The 21,000-nt window shown below is 55.4% G+C and carries 21 protein-coding genes; 14 read left to right on the forward strand and 7 right to left on the reverse strand.

Features of this window, described 5'->3' with window-relative positions; genetic code table 11:
- Positions 1-69: 69 nt before the first annotated feature.
- From hldE to OGV71_RS08175, 3 genes are all read right to left on the reverse strand, one after another.
- On the reverse strand, positions 70-1,503 hold the full coding sequence (gene hldE, locus OGV71_RS08165) for a bifunctional D-glycero-beta-D-manno-heptose-7-phosphate kinase/D-glycero-beta-D-manno-heptose 1-phosphate adenylyltransferase HldE (protein ID WP_054528791.1): 1,434 nt from the start codon (positions 1,501-1,503) through the stop codon (positions 70-72).
- Between the two features lie 59 nt (positions 1,504-1,562).
- Positions 1,563-4,403: a bifunctional [glutamate--ammonia ligase]-adenylyl-L-tyrosine phosphorylase/[glutamate--ammonia-ligase] adenylyltransferase gene (gene glnE, locus OGV71_RS08170; protein WP_003846303.1), complete on the reverse strand. Its 2,841-nt coding sequence runs from the start codon at positions 4,401-4,403 to the stop codon at positions 1,563-1,565.
- A gap of 125 nt (positions 4,404-4,528) precedes the next feature.
- The gene (locus OGV71_RS08175; RefSeq protein ID WP_044700902.1) at positions 4,529-5,830 is read right to left on the reverse strand and encodes a CYTH domain-containing protein; all 1,302 of its coding nucleotides are present in this window, start codon (positions 5,828-5,830) and stop codon (positions 4,529-4,531) included.
- A gap of 241 nt (positions 5,831-6,071) precedes the next feature.
- Between OGV71_RS08175 and OGV71_RS08180 the strand changes: the two genes are divergently transcribed.
- Together OGV71_RS08180 and OGV71_RS08185 are read left to right on the forward strand one after the other, a co-directional pair.
- Entirely contained in the window at positions 6,072-6,692 is a 621-nt protein-coding gene (locus tag OGV71_RS08180) for a TIGR04211 family SH3 domain-containing protein (RefSeq protein ID WP_003024650.1), read from the forward strand.
- Positions 6,693-6,753: 61 nt separating this feature from the next.
- Positions 6,754-7,995, forward strand: a complete 1,242-nt coding sequence (locus OGV71_RS08185; protein ID WP_286533029.1) for a multifunctional CCA addition/repair protein — start codon at positions 6,754-6,756, stop codon at positions 7,993-7,995.
- A gap of 61 nt (positions 7,996-8,056) precedes the next feature.
- Here the strand turns inward: OGV71_RS08185 and bacA are convergent, their stop codons facing one another.
- Together bacA and folB are read right to left on the reverse strand one after the other, a co-directional pair.
- Positions 8,057-8,875 (reverse strand): undecaprenyl-diphosphate phosphatase, encoded by an 819-nt coding sequence (gene bacA / locus OGV71_RS08190; RefSeq protein ID WP_049015216.1) that lies wholly within the window; start codon positions 8,873-8,875, stop codon positions 8,057-8,059.
- A gap of 86 nt (positions 8,876-8,961) precedes the next feature.
- Positions 8,962-9,330: a bifunctional dihydroneopterin aldolase/7,8-dihydroneopterin epimerase gene (folB, locus tag OGV71_RS08195; protein WP_204583270.1), complete on the reverse strand. Its 369-nt coding sequence runs from the start codon at positions 9,328-9,330 to the stop codon at positions 8,962-8,964.
- A 106-nt stretch (positions 9,331-9,436) separates the two neighbouring features.
- Here folB and plsY point away from each other — a divergent pair, with 106 nt between their 5' ends.
- Complete coding sequence (gene plsY / locus OGV71_RS08200) at positions 9,437-10,054, forward strand: glycerol-3-phosphate 1-O-acyltransferase PlsY (RefSeq protein ID WP_003024662.1); 618 nt, start codon at positions 9,437-9,439, stop codon at positions 10,052-10,054.
- Positions 10,055-10,085: 31 nt separating this feature from the next.
- Here plsY and ttdR read toward each other — a convergent pair whose 3' ends face one another.
- On the reverse strand, positions 10,086-11,027 hold the full coding sequence (gene ttdR / locus OGV71_RS08205) for an L-tartrate utilization transcriptional activator TtdR (protein ID WP_061547806.1): 942 nt from the start codon (positions 11,025-11,027) through the stop codon (positions 10,086-10,088).
- A 212-nt stretch (positions 11,028-11,239) separates the two neighbouring features.
- Here ttdR and ttdA point away from each other — a divergent pair, with 212 nt between their 5' ends.
- From ttdA to ureG, 10 genes are all read left to right on the forward strand, one after another.
- Complete coding sequence (gene ttdA / locus OGV71_RS08210; protein ID WP_016150995.1) at positions 11,240-12,148, forward strand: L(+)-tartrate dehydratase subunit alpha; 909 nt, start codon at positions 11,240-11,242, stop codon at positions 12,146-12,148.
- Entirely contained in the window at positions 12,145-12,750 is a 606-nt protein-coding gene (gene ttdB / locus OGV71_RS08215) for a L(+)-tartrate dehydratase subunit beta (protein ID WP_016150996.1), read from the forward strand. The genes ttdA and ttdB overlap by 4 nt, the downstream gene beginning before the upstream one ends.
- A gap of 47 nt (positions 12,751-12,797) precedes the next feature.
- Positions 12,798-14,261, forward strand: a complete 1,464-nt coding sequence (locus OGV71_RS08220; protein WP_032950139.1) for an anion permease — start codon at positions 12,798-12,800, stop codon at positions 14,259-14,261.
- A gap of 121 nt (positions 14,262-14,382) precedes the next feature.
- Positions 14,383-15,207, forward strand: a complete 825-nt coding sequence (locus tag OGV71_RS08225; RefSeq protein ID WP_199991600.1) for an urease accessory protein UreD — start codon at positions 14,383-14,385, stop codon at positions 15,205-15,207.
- Between the two features lie 10 nt (positions 15,208-15,217).
- Positions 15,218-15,520 carry an urease subunit gamma gene (locus tag OGV71_RS08230; protein ID WP_003024678.1) on the forward strand — a complete coding sequence of 101 codons (303 nt, stop codon included), beginning with the start codon at positions 15,218-15,220 and terminating at the stop codon, positions 15,518-15,520.
- A 9-nt stretch (positions 15,521-15,529) separates the two neighbouring features.
- Positions 15,530-15,850 carry an urease subunit beta gene (locus OGV71_RS08235; protein ID WP_003024680.1) on the forward strand — a complete coding sequence of 107 codons (321 nt, stop codon included), beginning with the start codon at positions 15,530-15,532 and terminating at the stop codon, positions 15,848-15,850.
- On the forward strand, positions 15,843-17,546 hold the full coding sequence (gene ureC, locus OGV71_RS08240; RefSeq protein WP_204583269.1) for an urease subunit alpha: 1,704 nt from the start codon (positions 15,843-15,845) through the stop codon (positions 17,544-17,546). The genes OGV71_RS08235 and ureC overlap by 8 nt, the downstream gene beginning before the upstream one ends.
- An 8-nt stretch (positions 17,547-17,554) precedes the next feature.
- Positions 17,555-18,013 carry an urease accessory protein UreE gene (ureE, locus tag OGV71_RS08245; protein ID WP_003024684.1) on the forward strand — a complete coding sequence of 153 codons (459 nt, stop codon included), beginning with the start codon at positions 17,555-17,557 and terminating at the stop codon, positions 18,011-18,013.
- The gene (locus OGV71_RS08250) at positions 18,013-18,684 is read left to right on the forward strand and encodes an urease accessory protein UreF (protein ID WP_061547810.1); all 672 of its coding nucleotides are present in this window, start codon (positions 18,013-18,015) and stop codon (positions 18,682-18,684) included. Before ureE ends, OGV71_RS08250 begins: the two co-directional genes overlap by 1 nt.
- Before the next feature lie 9 nt (positions 18,685-18,693).
- Positions 18,694-19,311 carry an urease accessory protein UreG gene (gene ureG, locus OGV71_RS08255; protein WP_003024692.1) on the forward strand — a complete coding sequence of 206 codons (618 nt, stop codon included), beginning with the start codon at positions 18,694-18,696 and terminating at the stop codon, positions 19,309-19,311.
- A gap of 37 nt (positions 19,312-19,348) precedes the next feature.
- Here the strand turns inward: ureG and tsaD are convergent, their stop codons facing one another.
- Positions 19,349-20,362, reverse strand: coding sequence for a tRNA (adenosine(37)-N6)-threonylcarbamoyltransferase complex transferase subunit TsaD (gene tsaD / locus OGV71_RS08260; RefSeq protein ID WP_003024694.1), 1,014 nt, complete (start codon positions 20,360-20,362; stop codon positions 19,349-19,351).
- 236 nt (positions 20,363-20,598) lie between these two features.
- Between tsaD and rpsU the strand changes: the two genes are divergently transcribed.
- Positions 20,599-20,814, forward strand: a complete 216-nt coding sequence (gene rpsU, locus OGV71_RS08265) for a 30S ribosomal protein S21 (protein ID WP_001144069.1) — start codon at positions 20,599-20,601, stop codon at positions 20,812-20,814.
- The last annotated feature ends 186 nt before the right edge of the window (positions 20,815-21,000 follow it).

Raw genomic sequence — 21,000 nt, forward strand, 5'->3', positions numbered from 1 at the left:
CGCTTACGCGTTTTATCCGGCCTACAACCTCGTAGGCCGGACACCGCCATCCGACAAACATTCCAATTGTTATTTATCGCTGTCTTTCTGGATCTTCTTGATGATATTGGTCGTTGAGCAGCCATCTTCGAAGTTCAGCACCAGCACTTCACCGCCGTTCGCCCATACCTCTTTGCTACCCGCAATATCTTCTGGCTTATAGTCACCGCCTTTGACCAGCAGATCCGGCAGGATGCCGGCGATCAGACGCTGCGGTGTATCTTCTTCAAAAGAGACCACCCAGTCGACGGATTCCAGCGCGCCCAGCACGATCATGCGCTGTTCCAGCGGGTTGACCGGACGCGTTTCTCCTTTCAGACGTTTGGTCGACGCATCGCTGTTTACCGCCACGATCAGGCGATCGCCCAGCTTGCGCGCATTTGCCAGATAGGAAACGTGGCCCGCATGCAGGATGTCGAACACGCCGTTAGTCATCACCACTTTCTCACCGCGCTTGCGGGCGCTGGCAACGGCCTGTTTCAGCTCAGATTCGCTCATCACGCCAAAACCAGTATCAGCCCGACCACGCACCGCGTTTTCCAGTTCAATCGGAGAAACGGTGGAGGTTCCCAGTTTACCGACCACAACACCGGCTGCAGCGTTGGCAAAATAGCACGCCTCTTCCAGTGTGTTACCCGCCGCCAGCGTCGCCGCCAGCACGCCGATTACCGTATCGCCCGCACCGGTCACGTCATACACTTCCTGCGCCTGCGTCGGCATATGCAGTGGCGATTTGCCCGGTTGCAGCAACGTCATCCCCTGTTCTGAACGGGTAATCAGCAGTGCGGAAAGGTCGAAATCAGCAATCACTTTCATACCGCGCTCAACCAGTTCATCTTCGCTTTTGCATTTACCCACTACCGCTTCAAACTCAGACAGGTTGGGCGTTAGCAGCGTTGCGCCGCGGTAACGTTCAAAATCGGTCCCTTTCGGATCGATAAGTACCGGCACGCCAGCCTTACGCGCCAACGCAATCATCTGCTGCACGCTTGCCAGCGCGCCTTTGGCGTAGTCGGAGAGCACCAGAGCGCCAATAGAACCCAGCGCCTGGTTAATACGCTCGTGCAGCGGCTGCGGATCCACGCCTTCAAAACCTTCTTCAAAATCCAGACGAATCAACTGCTGGTTGCGGGAAAGCACGCGCAGTTTGGTGATTGTCGGATGCGTCGGCACGGACACGAAATCGCATTTTACGTTCACATCCGCCAGCGTTTTGCTCAGTGCACGCGCCGCGTCGTCGATACCGGTCAAACCCACCAGACGGGAATTTGCGCCCAGAGAGGCAATGTTCATCGCCACGTTTGCTGCGCCACCGGGACGTTCTTCGATGGTATCGACCTTCACCACCGGAACCGGCGCTTCAGGTGAAATACGGCTGGTAGGGCCGTACCAGTAGCGATCCAGCATCACATCACCGACAACCATGACTCCTGCACGTTCAAACTCTGGCAGCGTTACTTTCATTCCTGTCTCCTGAGAGATTCTCTGAGGGTCTTAAAATTTGCGCGCGATAATAGCACACTTCACTCGGCAACCAGCCACTTCTGCCAGCTGTCACGCACCAGCGTACGTTCAGCGTCAAAGTGCTCCAGCGCCACATGGCCCGGAAGTTCCTGCAACGCAAGATGGTGAAGTTCATCACGCAACGTCGTATAAGCACGGGTAAGCGCCAGCGCTTCCTGCTCGTCCATAATGTCGTTTTGCGCCAGTAATTCCAGAATGCGCACATTATCCGACCAGCGCGTCAGCTTCGGTTTTTCATGCGCATAGCGCAACACCAGATACTGCGTAATAAACTCAATGTCTGTGATGCCACCCTCATCCGCTTTAATATCAAAACGATCCCGATGCTTATTGCCCAAATGGGCGCGCATTTTCTCACGCATTTCACGCACGTCGGTCTGCAAGGTTTTCCCATCACGGACGAGGGTCATGATATCGCGACGAATCGCATCAAACTGAGAGGTCAACTGCGGGTCGCCATATACCACACGAGCACGCACCAGCGCCTGATGCTCCCATGTCCAGGCTTCGTTGCGCTGGTAATCGTCGAAAGCGTCGGTTGATGTCACCAGCATTCCCGCCGCGCCGGATGGACGCAGCCGCGCATCCACTTCGTACAAAATACCGGACGAGGTGCGGGTGCTGAAAAGGTGCATAATGCGCTGCGACAGACGCAGATAGAACTGTCGCCCGTCAATCTCACGCTCACCGTCCGTCATCACGTCCATCGGACAATCATGCAGGAAGATCAAATCAAGATCCGAACTGTAACCCAGTTCCCAGCCGCCCAGTTTGCCATAGCCGACGACGGCAAAACCGCGCCCCTCACGTTCGCCAAGATGGGTAGGTTGGCCGTAGCGAGCAACCATCTGCGTCCACGCCTGCTGGACTACCGCATCAATAATCGCTTCCGCCAGCCAGGTTAAATGGTCGCTCACCTTCATCACCGGCAGCGTGCCGGCGATATCAGCCGCGGCAATACGCAGTAGCTGCGTTTGCTTAAACTGGCGCAGTGCCTCCAGTTGCTGCTCTTCGTCATCTTCCGGCACGCGCAGCAAATACTGGCGCAGCTCATCACGGTAGGCGTCCGTCGCGGTAGGTTGATACAGGGTATTCGGATCCAACAGTTCATCGAGCAACAACGGATACCGCGCCAGCTGGCTGGCGACCATCGGCGAAGCCGCACAGAGCGAAATCAAATGCTTCAGCGCCCCGGGGAATTCGCTCAGCAGTTCCAGATAGGTCGTGCGAGTCACAATACCCACCAGCAGCGGTGTAATGCGTGACAGCGGGACTGAGGCGTCGTCACGCGTACAGACATCGCTCAGCAGATGCGGCATTAAATGATCCAGCACCTGTCGTCCGCGTGGGCCAATAGTGCGTTTATCCAGCTCTTTGCGGAAATCAGCAATCAGAGACAGCACGCGCCGCCGATCGTCATCCGCCAGATGCGTCAGCACTGGCGTGGTGTCATCTTCCTGTAAGGCATCCTGCCACAATTCGCGCCACTGTTCTGAGAGCGACTCTTCCTGGGTTTCGGCCTCGTCATCGCCAATCAGCTCGTTAAATACCCGGCGTACGTTGTCCATATGATTGGTCAGCACATCGGTTAACTGCTGCCAGTCATCAACGTTCATCCCCCACGCTAGCCGCGCGCGATTCAGTTCATCACCCGGCAGCGTCTGAGTCTGCTCATCATTGATACTTTGCAGCAGGTTTTCCAGGCGGCGTAAATAGAGATAGGCTGCGCGCAGTTGTTCCGCGTCGGTATCAGAAAGCAAGTGCAGCGCATTGATGGCGCTAAGCGTCGGTAACAGCGAGCGGGATTGCAGCGATGGCTCGCGCCCACCGCGAATCAGCTGGAATACCTGCACGATAAATTCGATTTCACGAATGCCGCCCGCCCCCAGCTTGATGTTGTCTTTCAGGCCACGACGGCGTACTTCACGCGCAATCATCCCTTTCATGTTACGCAGCGACTGGATCACGCTGAAATCAATATAGCGACGGAAGACAAAAGGCCGCAGCATGGCACGAAGCTCGCTGACGTATGTGCCGTCGGCATCGCCCATAATGCGGGCTTTAACCATCGCATAGCGTTCCCAGTCGCGCCCTTGTTCCTGATAATAATCCTCCAGCGCGGAGAAGCTCAGCACCAGCGGGCCGCTGTCGCCAAACGGGCGTAAACGCATATCCACCCGATAGACAAACCCATCCATTGTGGGCTGATCCAGCACTTTGATAAGCCGCTGGCCCATACGGGTAAAGAACTGCGCGTTATCCAGCTCGCGGCGCCCACCCTGTGTACTGCCGTGTTCCGGCCAGGCAAAAATCAGGTCGATATCGGAGGAAAAATTCAGCTCGCCGCCGCCGAGTTTCCCCATGCCTAAAATCAGCAGCGGCTGCGCAACACCTTCAGGATTACACGGCGTACCCCATTCGCGACAGCAGGCTGCGTACAACCAGTCGCGCGCGGCGACGATCAACGTTTCAGCCAGATGACTTAGCTGCTGCAAAATACTCTCTTCGGTCACCAGCGACAGCGTCTGTGCCCAGGCGATACGCACCATAATGCGACGACGAAACAGGCGTAACTCACGCATCAGTGTGTTTTCGTCACTAACGTCAGCCAATGCTTGCTGTAACCAGTTGGCATAGTGTTGCCATTCATCCGCCAGGGGCGGAGTGCTTTCCAGCTCAGCCAGCCATTCGGGATGGGCAATAATGCTGTCACGGACAAAATCACTGAATGTAAGTACTGACTTCGCCTGAACGCTAAGCGAGGACTCAGATATTGCTGCTGGCAGCCGCTCAACAACGGTCGGCCAGTACTGCTGTAACGGTGAAGAGAGCTGCTTCATTTACGGGTTATCCTTTGAATGGTGCCGGATGCGTCTTTTCGCCTTATCCGACCTACATGACAGTTACACACATCGCGTAGGCCTGATAAGCGCAGCGCCATCAGGCATCCCGGCCTCGGCCCTGATTATCGTTTTCCGCTGTGCAGCCAGAACGGTTCCAGCGCGATCGCCTCGTTGCGGAAGTGTTCAATTTCAATATATTGGTTGGCCGCAATGGCGCGACGTAAGCCCTGCCAAGTAGCGATCCATTCTGATGCGACATTTTCGTCGTAGTATCCCGCCAGCATCAGCATGCTATCAATGTTGCGCGTCAAACGTGGAAGCTGATCGGCGTACTGATCGCCCAACGGCTGCGCAAAAGCGGTTTTCAGCTCAGCGGCATGCCGTGAAAGATGGGTATCAGAGAAGCGCTTAAAGGAGTCGGCAATTTTGCCCTGCGCCTTCGCATCCAGGAACGGCTGCCATCCTTTGGTCACCAGCCATTCGGTCAGCGCCAGCTTGGCCATTGCCGTTTGCGTACTGTAAACCGCCGAAATAGCAGAAACGTCCGACGCAATGATCGCTTCCGATTGGGTCAGCAAATCACGTAAGTGAGCGCTCGCTTTTCGTGGCACATTACCGCCAAACAACATCAGAATGTGACGCACCAGCCCCATTGCCGCCAGCACCTCGGCTTTCGCCCCTTTAACGCCGCGTACCCACAGCTCTTCGTGGTACTGCCACTGTGATAATGCCAGCTCCAGCGCCGCTTCCAACCCCTGCTCAATGCTCGCCTTCGCCGGAACCTTCAAAATCCGCGTCGGTTTGAGTTCGCGCGGCGCATTCCCCAGGGCCAAATGATAACCGCGCGCGGCTTTGCTCAAACTGCCCTGGCGTAAACCGGTTTGCGAAACCAGCTGGTTTGCCAGCTTCAGTACCGCACGGGTATCGCCGCTTAGCAGTTCAAGTTCAAGCTCACAGATAGGTTCTGCAAACTCGCCCGCTTTCACTTCCCCCACATCGAGGGCCATTTCAATCCGGCTGCCATCAACATCAACCAACCATTTCTCACGGAAAAAATCGGTGCTGAACAACGGCTGCACTTGAGAAGCAAGTTCAGCGGGCAGTTTGCCATCAGGCCAGACTTCCGTTGGGAACAAGGCGAGATCCAGCTCAGGCGCGTCCAGCGCAACGTTAAATTCCGGTCGCTGATGCAGGCCGCCCGTCACGCGTCCGGCAATTTTCATGGTCATTTCGTAATGACCGTTTTCACCGCGAATACGCAGCCCCATATCGTGACCACGCAACCACGCATCCGGCGTTTCGTAGTAAATATTCAGCAACTGGCTGGGTGCATGATGCTCTCCCCCCAGCGTATTCAGACGTTCACGTAGCGCATCGACAGCGTCACTATTAACGATAAATTTTAATTCGATTTCCTGGGCCATGGTCTTGTACTTATGGGTTATGTCACAGTTGAGAAAACTGACTGCGAACTAAGTTCGTTCTTTATGGTCAGTAGATAGTATTTTGCGCCAAATTGCCATGCAACGAGCAATTTGACGGGCGTAAAAGTTTCGAGTGGTGGCAAAAAGGACACAGATGATTCCGATTGATGTCGAATGCTTTGCGTAGAGACACTGATGCCACTACTATCGTTCCACTTTCTATGACAATAACGACAGCCTGATGCCAAAATTACGCCTGATTGGATTAACTTTACTCGCACTTAGCGCCACTGCAGTCTCTCATGCCGAAGAAAAGCGCTATGTCTCTGACGAACTGAACACCTGGGTCCGCAGCGGTCCGGGAGATAATTATCGCCTCGTGGGTACGGTTAACGCCGGCGAGGAAGTCACGCTATTACAGACTGATGCCAACACCAACTACGCCCAGGTGAAAGACAGCACCGGACGTACCGCCTGGATCCCACTGAAAGAGCTGAACAGTACGCCGAGCCTGCGTACCCGCGTTCCCGACCTGGAAAACCAGGTTAAGATCTTGACCGATAAGCTCAATAATATCGATACCACATGGAATCAGCGTACCGCCGACATGCAGCAAAAGGTAGCGCAGAGCGACAGCGTGATTGACGGGCTGAAACAAGAAAACCAGAAGCTGAAGAACGAACTTATCGTGGCGCAAAAGAAGGTGAGCGCAGCCAACCTTCAGCTTGATGACAAGCAGCGTACTATCATCATGCAATGGTTTATGTATGGCGGCGGCGTGCTGGGTCTTGGTCTGCTGCTCGGTCTGGTTCTGCCACACATGATCCCAAGCCGTAAACGCAAAGATCGCTGGATGAACTGAATCGCCTTCTCCGCCACACTGACATATGATTAAGGGATGTTTTTTTCAAAAGGAAAGTGGCGTGAAGATTTATCTGGTCGGTGGTGCTGTTCGGGATGCGTTATTAGGGCTACCGATTAAAGATAAAGATTGGGTCGTTGTCGGTGCCACGCCGCAAGGAATGCTCGACGCGGGTTACCAACAAGTAGGCCGCGATTTTCCCGTGTTTCTGCATCCGCAAACCCGGGAAGAGTATGCGTTGGCGCGTACTGAACGTAAATCAGGTTCGGGATATACCGGATTCACCTGCTACGCCGCGCCAGATGTGACGCTGGAGGCCGATCTTCAGCGGCGCGACCTGACCATCAACGCAATGGCCCGCGATGACAACGGGGAGATTATCGACCCGTATAACGGACGCGATGATCTGGAAAACCTCCTGCTGCGTCATGTTTCCCCGGCTTTTAGCGAAGATCCACTTCGCGTGCTGCGCGTAGCGCGCTTTGCTGCCCGCTATGCGCACCTTGGCTTTCGTATTGCCGACGAAACCATGACGCTGATGCGCGATATGAACGCCGCTGGCGAGCTGGAACACTTGACGCCAGAGCGCGTGTGGAAAGAAACGGAAAGCGCCTTAACCACCCGCAACCCACAGGTATTTTTTCAGGTCCTGCGCGACTGCGGCGCACTGCACGTTCTGTTTCCTGAAGTGGATGCTCTGTTCGGCGTTCCCGCGCCCGCGCAGTGGCACCCGGAAATTGATACCGGTATTCACACGCTGATGACGCTGTCGATGGCAGCCATGTTAAGCCCGGAGGTCGACGTGCGTTTTGCCACGCTGTGCCACGATCTTGGCAAAGCATTAACGCCTAAAGCGCTATGGCCGCGCCATCATGGCCACGGTCCGGCGGGCGTTAAGCTGGTCGAGCAACTGTGTCAGCGCCTGCGCGTGCCGAATGACATCCGTGATTTAGCCAAATTGGTGGCCGAGTTCCACGACCTGATTCATACCTTCCCGATCCTGCAACCGAAAACCATCGTTAAGCTGTTTGATTCCATCGATGCATGGCGCAAACCGCAGCGCGTGGAGCAAATCGCCCTCACCAGCGAGGCCGACGTGCGTGGGCGAACCGGTTTTGAAGCGGCGGATTACCCGCAAGGCAGGCTGTTGCGTGAAGCCTGGCTGGTTGCACAGGCGGTTCCCACGAAAGATGTCGTGGAAGCGGGATTCAAAGGTCAGGCAATTCGTGAAGAACTGACCCGGCGTCGCATTGCGGCGGTGGCCAACTGGAAGGAGAAGCGGTGTCCTAAACCCACCGCCTGAACGAATATCACCCGTAGGCCGGATAAGGCGAAACGCCGCCATCCGGCACCACGGTAAGTCATCAGAAGAACACGACGTAAACGGCAGCCGCCACAATAAAGCGGTAAATCGCAAACGGAATGAACGAAATACGCTTAATCAGTTGCAGGAAGGTTTTGATCGCGACCAGCGCCACGATAAACGCCGTCACAAAACCGACTGCAAACATTGGGATATCTGATGCGCTAAGGAACGACCAGCTCTTGTAGAGATCCAGCGCCGTCGCGCCCATCATCATCGGCACCGCCAGCAGGAATGAAAACTCAGAAGCCGCATAACGGCTCACGCCCATCAGCATACCGCCAGAAATCGTCGCCCCTGAGCGAGAAAAACCCGGCCACAGCGCGAGACACTGAAAACAGCCAATCATAAACGCCTGGCGATAGGTCATATCATCCAGACCCGGCGCGCGCGGCTCTTTCGGCTTCAGGCATTCTGCGGCAATCAGCAGTACACCACCCACCACCAGCGCATACATCACGTTGATCGGGTTAAACAGCGACTTGATGGTGTCGTGGAACACCAGTCCCAGTACAACCGCCGGAATCATCCCCAACAGGATATGCCCCAGCGTCAGCCGACCTTTGCCAGTACCTTCATGCGGGGCCTTGCCGAAGTGAATGCCGATCAGGCCAAACAAACGTCGCCAGAACATCACCACCACTGCCAGAATAGATCCCAACTGGATCACCACCTCGAATGTTTTTGCGGTATCACCCTCAAAACCCAACAGGTGGCCAACAATAATCATATGGCCGGTACTGGAAACGGGTAAAAATTCCGTCAATCCTTCGACCACACCCAAAATTGCCGCCACCAGCAGCGAGTGCATATCACTCATTAATAAACCCCTAGATAGAGAAAACACGGCAAAAAAGAGCCGACGAAAGGACTCTTTTATACCCGTTTGATTTAGAAATTATTAAATTAATTATTTTCTTTCAGATTATTGCCACGCTCAATGACGACCCCGACGTTTGCCGCACGGGCTACCGCGCCAGGTTTGCTGAGTTTGATCCGCACCCACGGTGAATTAAAGCGGTTAAGTAGCAAATCCGCCACCTCTTCCGCCACACGTTCTACCAGCGCAAAACGCCCACCTTCCACATGATTAACAACCGCTTGAGCAATATCAGCATAGCTCAGGCAATCAGCCACATCATCGCTTTTAGCTGATTTGCGGTTATCCCATGCCATTTCGATATCGAACACCAACCGTTGTTCGATCGTTTGTTCCCAGTCGTAAACACCAATAGTGGTGATTACAGAAAGTTGCTCTATAAATACAATATCCATCACGACCTGCCTGCTTTTTGGCTAACCCGGATACCACTTCCGGCGAAATATGCGTATTATCCACAGAAGTAGCGTTTTACACGACATTTTCAAAACGGAACAGCTTATGAGTGCAATCGCGCCTGGAATGATTATCTTCGCGTACCTCTGTGGCTCAATTTCCAGTGCTATTCTGGTATGCCGCCTTGCTGGATTGCCGGACCCGCGCGACAGCGGCTCTGGGAATCCGGGCGCGACAAACGTGCTGCGCATCGGTGGCAAGGGAGCCGCCGTCGCGGTACTGATTTTCGACGTCCTGAAAGGTATGTTACCCGTCTGGGGTGCCTATGCGCTAGGCGTCAGCCCCTTCTGGCTGGGATTGATCGCAATCGCCGCCTGTCTGGGACACATTTGGCCGGTATTTTTCGGCTTTAAAGGTGGAAAAGGCGTTGCCACCGCCTTTGGCGCAATTGCGCCGATTGGCTGGGACTTAACCGGCGTGATGGCCGGAACCTGGCTACTAACCGTCCTGTTAAGCGGCTATTCGTCGTTAGGCGCTATCGTCAGTGCGCTGATCGCCCCTTTTTACGTCTGGTGGTTCAATCCCCAGTTCACTTTCCCGGTGTCCATGTTGTCGTGCTTAATTCTGCTTCGTCACCATGACAACATTCAGCGTCTGTGGCGTCGTCAGGAGCCGAAGATCTGGACCAAGCTAAAGAAAAAACGCGAAAAAGACCCCGAGTGATTTTATTGTCGGATAGCGACGCGTCGGCGTCTTATCCGGCCTCGGGGATGTGATACCCCTCCACCGGTTTGCCTAATCGGTTCTGACACCACGTCGCCAGAAACTCCACGCACACGCGAAGCTTCACGCTGCGATACAGCGGCTCCTGATAAACCGCCCAGATATTAGCGCTCTGCGCATAGTCCGACAGCACACGCACCAGCTCGCCGCTGGCCAGAAACTGTTGTACGTCCCATTCAGAACGCAGCATGATCCCTTTTCCCTGTAGTGCCCACTGCAGCACAATCTCACCGCTGTTAGAAGAAAGATGTCCCGCTACCTTAACCGACTTTTTCTCCTGACCGTTATCCAGTTCCCACACCCCGTGAGTCATATCCCGTTCTTTGGTGACCAGACAATCATGCCGAATTAATTCCTGTAACGTCGTCGGCTCACCGTATTTTTGTAAATACGTCGGTGCTGCGCATAATATCCTTTTATTTTTCGTTAACAAATGCGCAATATAATAATCAGGAATTTCATCATTGATACGAATATCCAAATCGATATTATCCTGCGCCAAATCAATTTGCCGATCGTAAAGTTCAAAATGTACCTGTAATTCAGGATAGCTGTGCATCAATTCTGTAATTGCCGGTGCAATATAACTGCGCCCAAAACCAAAGCTACAGCCGATACGAATCATCCCTGCCGGACGCGTTTTGAGTTGCGTAACGTCATCGACCAAATGTTGATAACCTGCGAGGATCGCTTGCGCGTGTTCATAGCAACGTTGGCCACTCTCCGTTAGCGCCACGCCGCGCGCCGAGCGGCTTAGCAACGTAGCCCCTAGCGTGGACTCGAGGATCTGAATGCGCTTCGTCACAAACGCTGGCGTCTGGCCCAGCGTCGCAGCGGCGGCGCTAAAGCTGCCGCTATGAACAATTTCAACCAGCACCTGTAGGTCTTTCGCCAGGGGATACGTATTCAGCATGATCGGTAATCCGTAATGTGATTAACCGCAGTGTAATTCTCCCATACGTATTAAACCCTGCCCTGGCGCAATTTTTATTGCCTTATCTGGACATCATTCACGAACTGTTAATTAGATATTCACAGTGCCAAATAATATAAAACCACATTTTTAGTGGTAGTTTGTGGCGGAGAATTTATTTCCAGACAAATAAAAGAACTGGAGTTAATAAGATGAGCAATCAAAATAACCAACATGCGATAACTACGCTGACGAACATTGTCGCCGACTTTACCGCCATGATTTCTACCCGCATGCCTGACGATGTTGTGGATAAATTAAAACAGCTGCGTGAAGGCGAAACCTCGCCGATGGGTAAAATCATCTACCACACCATGTTTGACAACATGCAGAAAGCTATCGACCTGAACCGCCCTGCCTGTCAGGACACCGGGGAGATTATGTTCTTCGTGAAGGTCGGTTCCCGTTTTCCGCTACTTGGCGAACTGCAAAGCATTCTGAAGCAGGCTGTTGAAGACGCCACGGTAAAAGCGCCGCTGCGCCATAACGCGGTCGAGATTTTTGACGAAGTGAACACTGGAAAAAATACCGGTACCGGTGTGCCGTGGGTCACCTGGGACATCATCCCTGATAACGATGACGCGGAAATCGAAGTCTACATGGCAGGCGGCGGCTGTACGCTGCCGGGGCGCTCGAAAGTGTTAATGCCTTCTGAAGGCTATGAAGGCGTGGTGAAATTTGTCTTCGAAAATATCTCCACGCTGGCAGTTAACGCCTGTCCTCCGGTGCTGGTGGGCGTGGGTATTGCCACCTCTGTAGAAACCGCTGCCGTGCTTTCTCGTAAAGCGGTGCTGCGCCCAATCGGATCACGCCATCCAAACCCAAAAGCGGCAGAACTGGAACTGCGCCTGGAAGAAGGACTTAACCGTCTGGGCATTGGGCCGCAAGGGTTGACCGGGAATAGCTCAGTGATGGGCGTACATATCGAATCCGCCGCGCGCCACCCGTCGACTATCGGCGTTGCCGTCTCTACCGGCTGCTGGGCGCATCGTCGCGGCACGCTGTTGGTTCATGCCGACCTCTCCTTCGAAAACCTGTCTCACACCCGGAGCGCGTTATGAAAAAGATCCTCACAACCCCGATCAAAACCGAAGATCTGGCAGACATTCGCGTTGGCGATGTCATTTACCTGACCGGCACGCTGGTGACCTGCCGCGACGTTTGCCACCGTCGCCTGATCGAACTGAAGCGCCCGATTCCTTATGACCTGAACGGCAAAGCCATTTTCCATGCGGGCCCGATCGTCCGTAAGAACGGTGAAAAATGGGAGATGGTCTCCGTCGGCCCAACTACCAGCATGCGTATGGAAGCGTTTGAGAAAGACTTTATCGAGCAGACGGGCGTCAAGCTGGTGGTCGGCAAAGGCGGCATGGGGCCGCTGACGGAAGAAGGCTGCAAACAGTTCAAAGCGCTGCACGTCATCTTCCCGGCTGGCTGTGCGGTCGTGGCGGCTACTCAGGTTGAAGAAATTGAAGAGGTACACTGGACCGAACTCGGCATGCCGGAATCTCTGTGGGTATGCCGGGTAAAAGAGTTCGGCCCGCTGATCGTTTCCATCGATACTCACGGTAATAACCTGATTGCCGAAAACAAAAAGCTGTTCGCTGAACGTCGCGATCCTATCGTCGAAGAAATCTGCGAGCACGTGCACTACATCAAATAACCCTCCCGGAGGGGCGAACGCCTCTCCCTCTTCGCAGGGATACAACAATGGCACCTTTAGCTGGTTGGTGGCGATACCTGGCTCCGCTGGTGGTCATCGCCATTATTGCTGTTCTGCCCGTCCCCACCGGTCTTGAGAGTCACACCTGGCTCTATTTTGCCGTCTTTACCGGTGTGATTGTCGGGCTTATTCTGGAACCTGTACCGGGCGCGGTGGTGGCGATGATTGGCATTTCGATCATCGCTGTCCTTTCACCGTGGCTGCTGTTCAGTCCGGAGCAACTCGCGCAGGACGGTTTTAAATTTACCGCCAAATCGCTGTCGTGGGCGGTATCTGGATTCTCAAACTCGGTCATCTGGCTGATCTTCGCGGCCTTTATGTTTGGTACCGGCTATGAGAAAACCGGCCTTGGTCGGCGAATCGCGCTGATGCTGGTGAAAAAGATGGGGCACCGGACGTTATTTCTCGGCTATGCGGTGATGTTCTCCGAACTTATCCTCGCTCCCGTCACGCCTTCCAACTCCGCGCGCGGAGCCGGAATAATCTACCCGATTATCCGCAACCTGCCGCCGCTGTATAACTCGCAGCCCAATAGCGCCAGTTCACGCTCCATTGGCTCGTACATCATGTGGATGGGCATTGTCGCTGACTGCGTTACCAGCGCTATTTTCTTAACGGCGATGGCACCGAACCTGCTGTTGATCGGCCTGATGAAAGGCGCGTCCCATACGGCGCTGAGCTGGGGCGACTGGTTCTTAGGCATGCTGCCGCTGAGCATTTTACTGGTGCTGATCGTGCCGTGGCTGGCGTACCTGCTGTATCCACCGGTGCTGAAATCCGGCGATCAGGTTCCACGTTGGGCGGATACAGAGCTAAAAGCGATGGGACCGCTCTGCGCTCGCGAGAAAAAGATGCTGGTACTGATGGTCGGCGCGCTGGTGCTGTGGATCTTCGGCGGCGACTACATTGACGCCGCAATGGTCGGATACAGCGTGGTGGCGTTGATGCTGGTACTACGCATCATTAGCTGGGATGACATCGTCAGCAATAAAGCCGCATGGAACGTCTTTTTCTGGCTGGCCTCGCTGATAACGCTCGCCACCGGGCTCAATAACACCGGTTTTATCACCTGGTTCGGCAAACTGCTGGCGGGAGGACTGAGCGGCTATTCGCCGATGATGGTGATGGTGGCGCTGATCGTGGTGTTCTATCTGCTGCGCTACTTCTTTGCCAGCGCCACGGCGTATACCTCTGCCCTCGCGCCGATGATGATTGCCGCCGCGCTGGCAATGCCGGAAATCCCGCTACCGGTCTTCTGCCTGATGGTCGGCGCCGCCATTGGTCTGGGCAGCATTCTGACCCCGTACGCCACCGGTCCTAGTCCTATCTACTACGGCAGCGGTTATTTGCCAACGGTGGATTACTGGCGACTCGGCGCTATTTTTGGCCTGATTTTCCTCGTGCTGCTGGTGATCACCGGTCTGGTCTGGATGCCCCTCGTTTTGCTGTAATCTCCCTTGGGCGGCGTATTGTCGCCCCTTTATCCATAAGCTTCTCATATGATCGATTTCCCGATGCGCTGAGGCATACTTTTTTGTATGCAAACACCCTCATGCTGATAGGGGAAACGCTCTGGACACGGTTGCGCACGAGACACTCACACGAGGCTGGCAGGCCGAACTGGAACTGCATTTTACCTGCTCCGGGCACAAAACGGTGCTCGCCTCGGCGCGTCATCATGGTCCATTGACGGTTCAGCGTCCGTTTTACCCGGAAGAGGACGTCTGCCACCTCTATTTGCTGCATCCACCTGCGGGGATCGTTGGCGGGGATGAGCTTCATATTGCCGTCACACTCGACGAAAACAGCCATGCGTTAATCACCCAGCCCGGCGCGGGCAAGTTTTATCGCAGCCGAGGGCCACAAGCGCTGCTGCGCCAGCATTTTACCCTCGCCTCGCACGCCACGCTGGAGTGGCTGCCGCAGGATACGATCCTCTTTCCCGGCGCCAACGCCGCTATTCAGACCGTCTTTCATCTGACATCCGCAAGCCGCCTGCTGGCCTGGGATCTGCTGTGTCTTGGCCGACCGGTTATGCAGGAAACTTTCAGCCACGGCATGCTGCAAAATCGCCTGGAAGTGTGGCGAGATGGGCAGCCGCTGCTGATAGAACGCTTGATATTGCAGGAGGGGAATCTGAGCGGCGTCGCGCATCATCCCTGGGTCGGCACGTTGCTGTGTTATCCGGCCAACGAACACATGCTGGAGGGCACGCGGGAGCGGCTTATGGCGCTTGGCGATTACGCCGGGGCAACACTTAACGACTCGCTGCTGACAATCCGTTTTCTTGCTAACGACAACCTGGTTGTTCAGCGCGTTATCCGTGACATCTGGCAATTTTTGCGCCCGCTGCTGACACATAAAACGCCTGTACTACCGAGAATCTGGCAAACCTAAGAGAACCCTTATGGAACTGACCCCCAGAGAAAAAGATAAGTTGTTGCTGTTTACCGCCGCGCTGGTGGCGGAACGTCGCCTGGCCCGCGGGCTGAAGCTGAACTACCCGGAATCGGTGGCGCTGATTAGCGCTTTCATCATGGAAGGGGCGCGCGACGGGCAAACCGTGGCCGCGCTGATGGAGGACGGGCGTCACGTCCTGCGCCGCGATCAGGTGATGGAAGGCGTACCGGAAATGATCCCGGATATTCAGGTTGAAGCCACCTTTCCGGACGGATCGAAGCTGGTCACTGTCCACAATCCGATCGTCTAAGGAGCGGCAATGATCCCAGGTGAATATCAGATCGCAAAAGGCAGTATCGCACTTAATCAGGGGCGAGAGATCTGCACGATCGTGGTGGAAAATCATGGCGACAGGCCCATCCAGGTGGGATCGCACTATCACTTTTTCGAAGTGAACCCGGCGCTGCACTTTGACAGGCTGGCCGCACGCGGCTTTCGTCTGAACATTGCTGCGGGCACAGCGGTGCGTTTTGAGCCAGGACAAAAACGCGAAGTCGAACTGGTGCGCGTTGCTGGCGCACAAAGGATCGTGGGTTTTCGCAGCGAAGTGATGGGCGCGCTGGAGGCAGATAATGAGTGACATTTCCCGGCAGGCGTACGCCGACATGTTTGGCCCAACCACCGGCGATAAAGTGCGCCTGGCGGATACTGACCTGTGGATCGAAGTGGAAAAAGACTTCACCACCTACGGTGAAGAGGTCAAATTCGGCGGCGGAAAAGTGATCCGCGACGGCATGGGCCAGGGGCAAATGCGCGCCGAAGCATGTGTGGATCTGGTGATAACCAACGCGCTGATCGTCGATCACTGGGGGATCGTGAAAGCAGATATCGGTATCAAAGCCGGCAGGATCTTCGCCATCGGCAAGGCAGGTAATCCCGATATTCAGCCCAACGTTACGATCCCGATAGGCGTGGGAACTGAAGTCATCGCCGGGGAAGGCAAGATCGTCACCGCAGGCGGCGTGGATACGCATATTCACTGGATCTGCCCACAGCAAGCGCAAGAGGCGCTGGTTTCCGGCGTGACGACGATGATCGGCGGCGGCACCGGTCCGGCCGCAGGCACTCACGCCACCACCTGTACGCCGGGTCCGTGGTACATCGCACGCATGCTGCAGGCGGCAGACACGTTACCAGTTAACATCGGTTTACTGGGCAAAGGTAACGGCTCAAATCCTGACGCCTTGCGCGAGCAAATCACCGCGGGCGCAATTGGCCTGAAAATCCATGAAGACTGGGGTGCCACGCCCGCCGCTATTGACTGCGCACTGACCGTGGCCGACGAGATGGACATCCAGGTCGCGCTGCACAGTGACACGCTCAATGAGTCCGGTTTCGTGGAAGATACGCTGGCGGCGATTGGCGATCGCACCATTCATACTTTTCACACCGAAGGCGCGGGCGGCGGTCATGCGCCGGATATCATCACCGCCTGCGCGCATCCGAATATCCTGCCCTCCTCTACGAACCCGACGCTGCCCTATACCATCAACACCATCGACGAGCATCTCGACATGCTGATGGTTTGCCACCATCTCGATCCGGATATCGCCGAAGACGTGGCCTTTGCCGAATCACGCATTCGCCGGGAAACGATCGCTGCCGAAGATGTGCTGCATGACATTGGCGCCTTTTCCCTGACCTCGTCCGATTCACAGGCAATGGGGCGCGTGGGCGAAGTGATCCTGCGCACCTGGCAGGTGGCACACCGTATGAAGGCGCAGCGTGGACCTTTGGCAGAAGAAACCGGCGACAACGACAACCTGCGCGTTAAACGCTACGTCGCCAAATACACCATCAATCCGGCGCTAACCCACGGTATCGCCCATGAAGTCGGCTCCGTTGAGCCTGGCAAACTGGCCGATCTGGTGCTGTGGTCACCGGCCTTCTTTGGCGTAAAACCAGCGACGATCGTTAAAGGCGGGATGATCGTCTGTGCGCCGATGGGCGACATCAATGCCTCGATTCCCACCCCACAGCCGGTGCATTACCGCATGATGTTCGGCGCACTTGGCGCAGCGCGGCATCACACCCGGCTGACCTTTATTTCGCAGGCCGCTGATGCGCAAAACATCGCGCAGCAGCTCAACCTGCAAAGCGCCATCGCCGTCGTTAAAGGCTGCAGAACAGTGAAAAAGGCCAACATGATCCACAACGACCTGCAACCCAATATCACCGTCGATGCTCAGACCTACGAGGTGCGTATTGATGGCGAACTGATTACCAGCGAACCGGCAAACGTTTTGCCGATGGCACAACGCTATTTTCTGTTTTAGGAGTGACGATGATCTACCTGACCCAACGCCTTGACCACGCTCACCGCGTCACCGCAAGCGTCACGCTACCCATTGATATGCGGGTAAAAAGTCGTGCCAGAGTGGCGCTGAACGACGGTCGCGAAGCCGGGCTGATGCTACCGCGCGGTTTGCTGTTACGCGGTGGCGACCTGCTGACCACCGACGATGGCAGCGAGGTGATCGAAGTGATCGCCGCGCCGGAGTCGGTTTCCGTGGTGCGCTGCGCCGATCCTTTCCTGCTCGCCAAAGCCTGTTATCACCTCGGCAATCGCCACGTTCCGTTGCAAATTCTGCCCGATGAGCTGCGCTACCACCACGATCATGTGCTGGACGCCATGCTGCGCCAGTTCAACCTCGAGGTGACGTTCGCCCAGTTGCCGTTTGAACCGGAAGCAGGCGCTTATGCCAGTGAATCACACGGGCATCATCACGGCCATGCGCACTGATGCATAACACCCAACAACTGCGTCTGATGCAGCTCGCCAGCAGCGCACTCCCGGTGGGATCGTTTACCTGGTCCCAGGGTCTGGAGTGGGCGGTGGAGATTGGCTGGGTGAAAAGCATCGATGACTTCTCTGCCTGGCAAATTCAGCAGATGGAGCAGAACTTTTTTACCGTCGACCTACCGCTGCTGGCGAGACTGTATCGCGCCTGCGAGCAGGACGATCTCGACGCCGCACGCCGCTGGAGCGCTTACCTGTTGGCCTGCCGGGAAACCCGCGAACTGCGGGATGAAGAACGCAGTCGGGGCGCGGCGTTTACGCGGCTGGTCACCGACTGGGAGGCGGATTGCTCGCGAGAGTGGCGCACTCTCTTCGCCGACAGCCAACTCTGCGGCATGGCCTGGCTGGCCGTGCGCTGGAGAATTCCCCTGACCGAACTGGCGTTAAGCCTCGGCTACAGCTGGATTGAGAGCGCTGTGATGGCTGGCGTCAAGCTGGTTCCTTTTGGACAACAGGCGGCCCAGCGTTTGATTATTGCGCTCTGCGATCGCTATGCGCAGGGGCTGGCACAGGCGCTGGCGACGCCTGACGCCAGTCTCGGCTCCGCAACGCCGTTGGCCGCTATCGCGTCTGCCCGGCATGAAACCCAATATTCCCGATTATTCCGCTCCTGAGGAGAAAAAATGAGTAACTACAAGCATCCCCTGCGTGTGGGCGTTGGCGGCCCGGTCGGTTCCGGCAAAACGGCGCTGCTGGAAGCGTTATGCAAATCCATGCGCAGCAGCTATCAACTGGCGGTGGTGACCAACGATATCTACACCAAAGAAGATCAGCGCATTCTCACCGAGGCGGGCGCACTGGAGCCAGACAGGATCGTCGGTGTGGAAACCGGCGGCTGCCCGCATACTGCTATCCGCGAAGATGCGTCGATGAATCTGGCTGCCGTAGAGGCGCTGAGCGAGAAATTCGGCAATCTGGATCTGATTTTTGTGGAAAGCGGTGGCGATAACCTGAGCGCCACCTTCAGTCCGGAATTAGCGGATCTGACGATCTATGTGATCGACGTTGCCGAAGGCGAGAAGATCCCGCGTAAGGGAGGGCCGGGGATCACTAAATCCGATTTTCTGGTTATCAATAAAACCGATCTGGCCCCTTACGTCGGCGCCTCGCTGGAGGTGATGGAACGCGATACCCTGCGTATGCGCGGCGAGCGTCCGTGGACGTTCAGCAATTTAAAATCCGGAGAGGGTCTGGAAAAAATTATCGCGTTTCTGGAAGAGAAAGGAATGCTGCGGATGTAGCGTCTTGCCCGGTAACATTGCGCCACCGGGCAAAAAATCACGCCGCCGGTAATTCCGCCAATGGCCAGCGTGGGCGCACGGTTACGCCAAGATCCGCCGTTGCGCCTGCTTTAAAACGTACCATGCCCGCGTAGGCGATCATCGCCCCGTTGTCGGTACAAAATTCCGGACGCGCGTAAAATACTTCGCCACGACGTTTTTGCATCATCTCGGCCAGTTTTGCGCGTAGCGTACGGTTAGCGCTCACGCCCCCGGCCATCACCAGACGTTTAAAACCGGTTTGATCCAGCGCGCGTTTGCACTTGATCATCAGCGTATCAACTACCGCATCTTCAAAGGCACGAGCAATATCTGCGCGCGTCTGATCGTCATTTTCGTTATTACGAATAGTATTCGCGGCAAAGGTTTTCAGCCCGGAGAAGCTGAAATCCAGCCCCGGACGATCGGTCATCGGGCGCGGGAAGACAAAACGTTTTTCAACGCCTTGCGAGGCCAGCTTTGACAACATTGGACCGCCAGGATAATCCAGCCCCAGCAGCTTGGCGGTTTTGTCGAACGCTTCGCCAGCAGCATCATCAATCGATTCGCCGAGTAATTCATACTGACCGATACCGGTGACGCTGATCAGCTGCGTGTGACCGCCGGAAACCAGCAGCGCGACGAACGGGAACGCAGGGGGATTATCTTCCAGCATTGGCGCCAGCAGATGCCCTTCCATGTGGTGCACAGGAATTGCCGGTACGCCCCAGGCGAACGCCAGCGAACGTCCTACTGTTGCGCCAACCAGCAGCGCGCCAACCAGACCAGGACCTGCGGTATACGCCACCGCATCAATCTCTTTTGCAGTCAGTCCCGCCTCTTTCAGCGCGGCCTGGATCAGCGGTACGGTTTTACGTACGTGATCGCGCGAGGCCAGTTCTGGCACTACGCCGCCGTAGTCAGCGTGTAATTTCACCTGACTATACAATTGGTTGGCTAAAAGACCTTTTTCATCGTCGTAAATGGCGATGCCGGTTTCATCGCAGGATGTTTCAATACCCAGTACACGCATGACTTGTTTTACCTCGCTCTATTACCGCGCAGTGTAGGACCAATGCGGGTTGATGTAAAACTTTGTTCGCCCCAGGAGTTCCGCTCGTGTATACTCCTTGTCCTTATAAAAGTCCCTTTCAAAATCGCGTCGGTGCTTTACAAAGCAGCAGCAATTGCAGTAAAATTCCGCACCATTTTGAAATAAGCTGGCGTTGATGCCAGCGGCAAACCGAATTTATTAAAGGTGAGAGTTACATGCCGGTAATTAAAGTACGTGAAAACGAGCCGTTCGACGTAGCACTGCGTCGCTTCAAGCGTTCATGCGAAAAAGCAGGTGTTCTGGCGGAAGTTCGTCGTCGTGAGTTCTATGAAAAACCGACTACCGAACGTAAGCGCGCTAAAGCTTCTGCTGTGAAACGTCACGCGAAGAAACTGGCTCGCGAAAACGCACGCCGTACTCGTCTGTACTAATCCATTGAGAGCCAAAGCTCTCAATTCAGACTGAGTTGTAGTTGTAAGGCCGTGCTTCCGGAAGGAATGCGCGGCTTATTTTCGTTTATACACGTCATCATTCAAGCTGCCTCAGTGTTGGCTGCAGTCGCTCACCCCAGTCACGTACTGCTGTACGCTCCTGAGGATTCGCTTCCTTGCCGCCTT

The sequence above is a fragment of the Citrobacter sp. Cf088 genome, from assembly GCF_030334295.1.
In the GTDB taxonomy this organism is placed as follows: domain Bacteria; phylum Pseudomonadota; class Gammaproteobacteria; order Enterobacterales; family Enterobacteriaceae; genus Citrobacter; species Citrobacter freundii.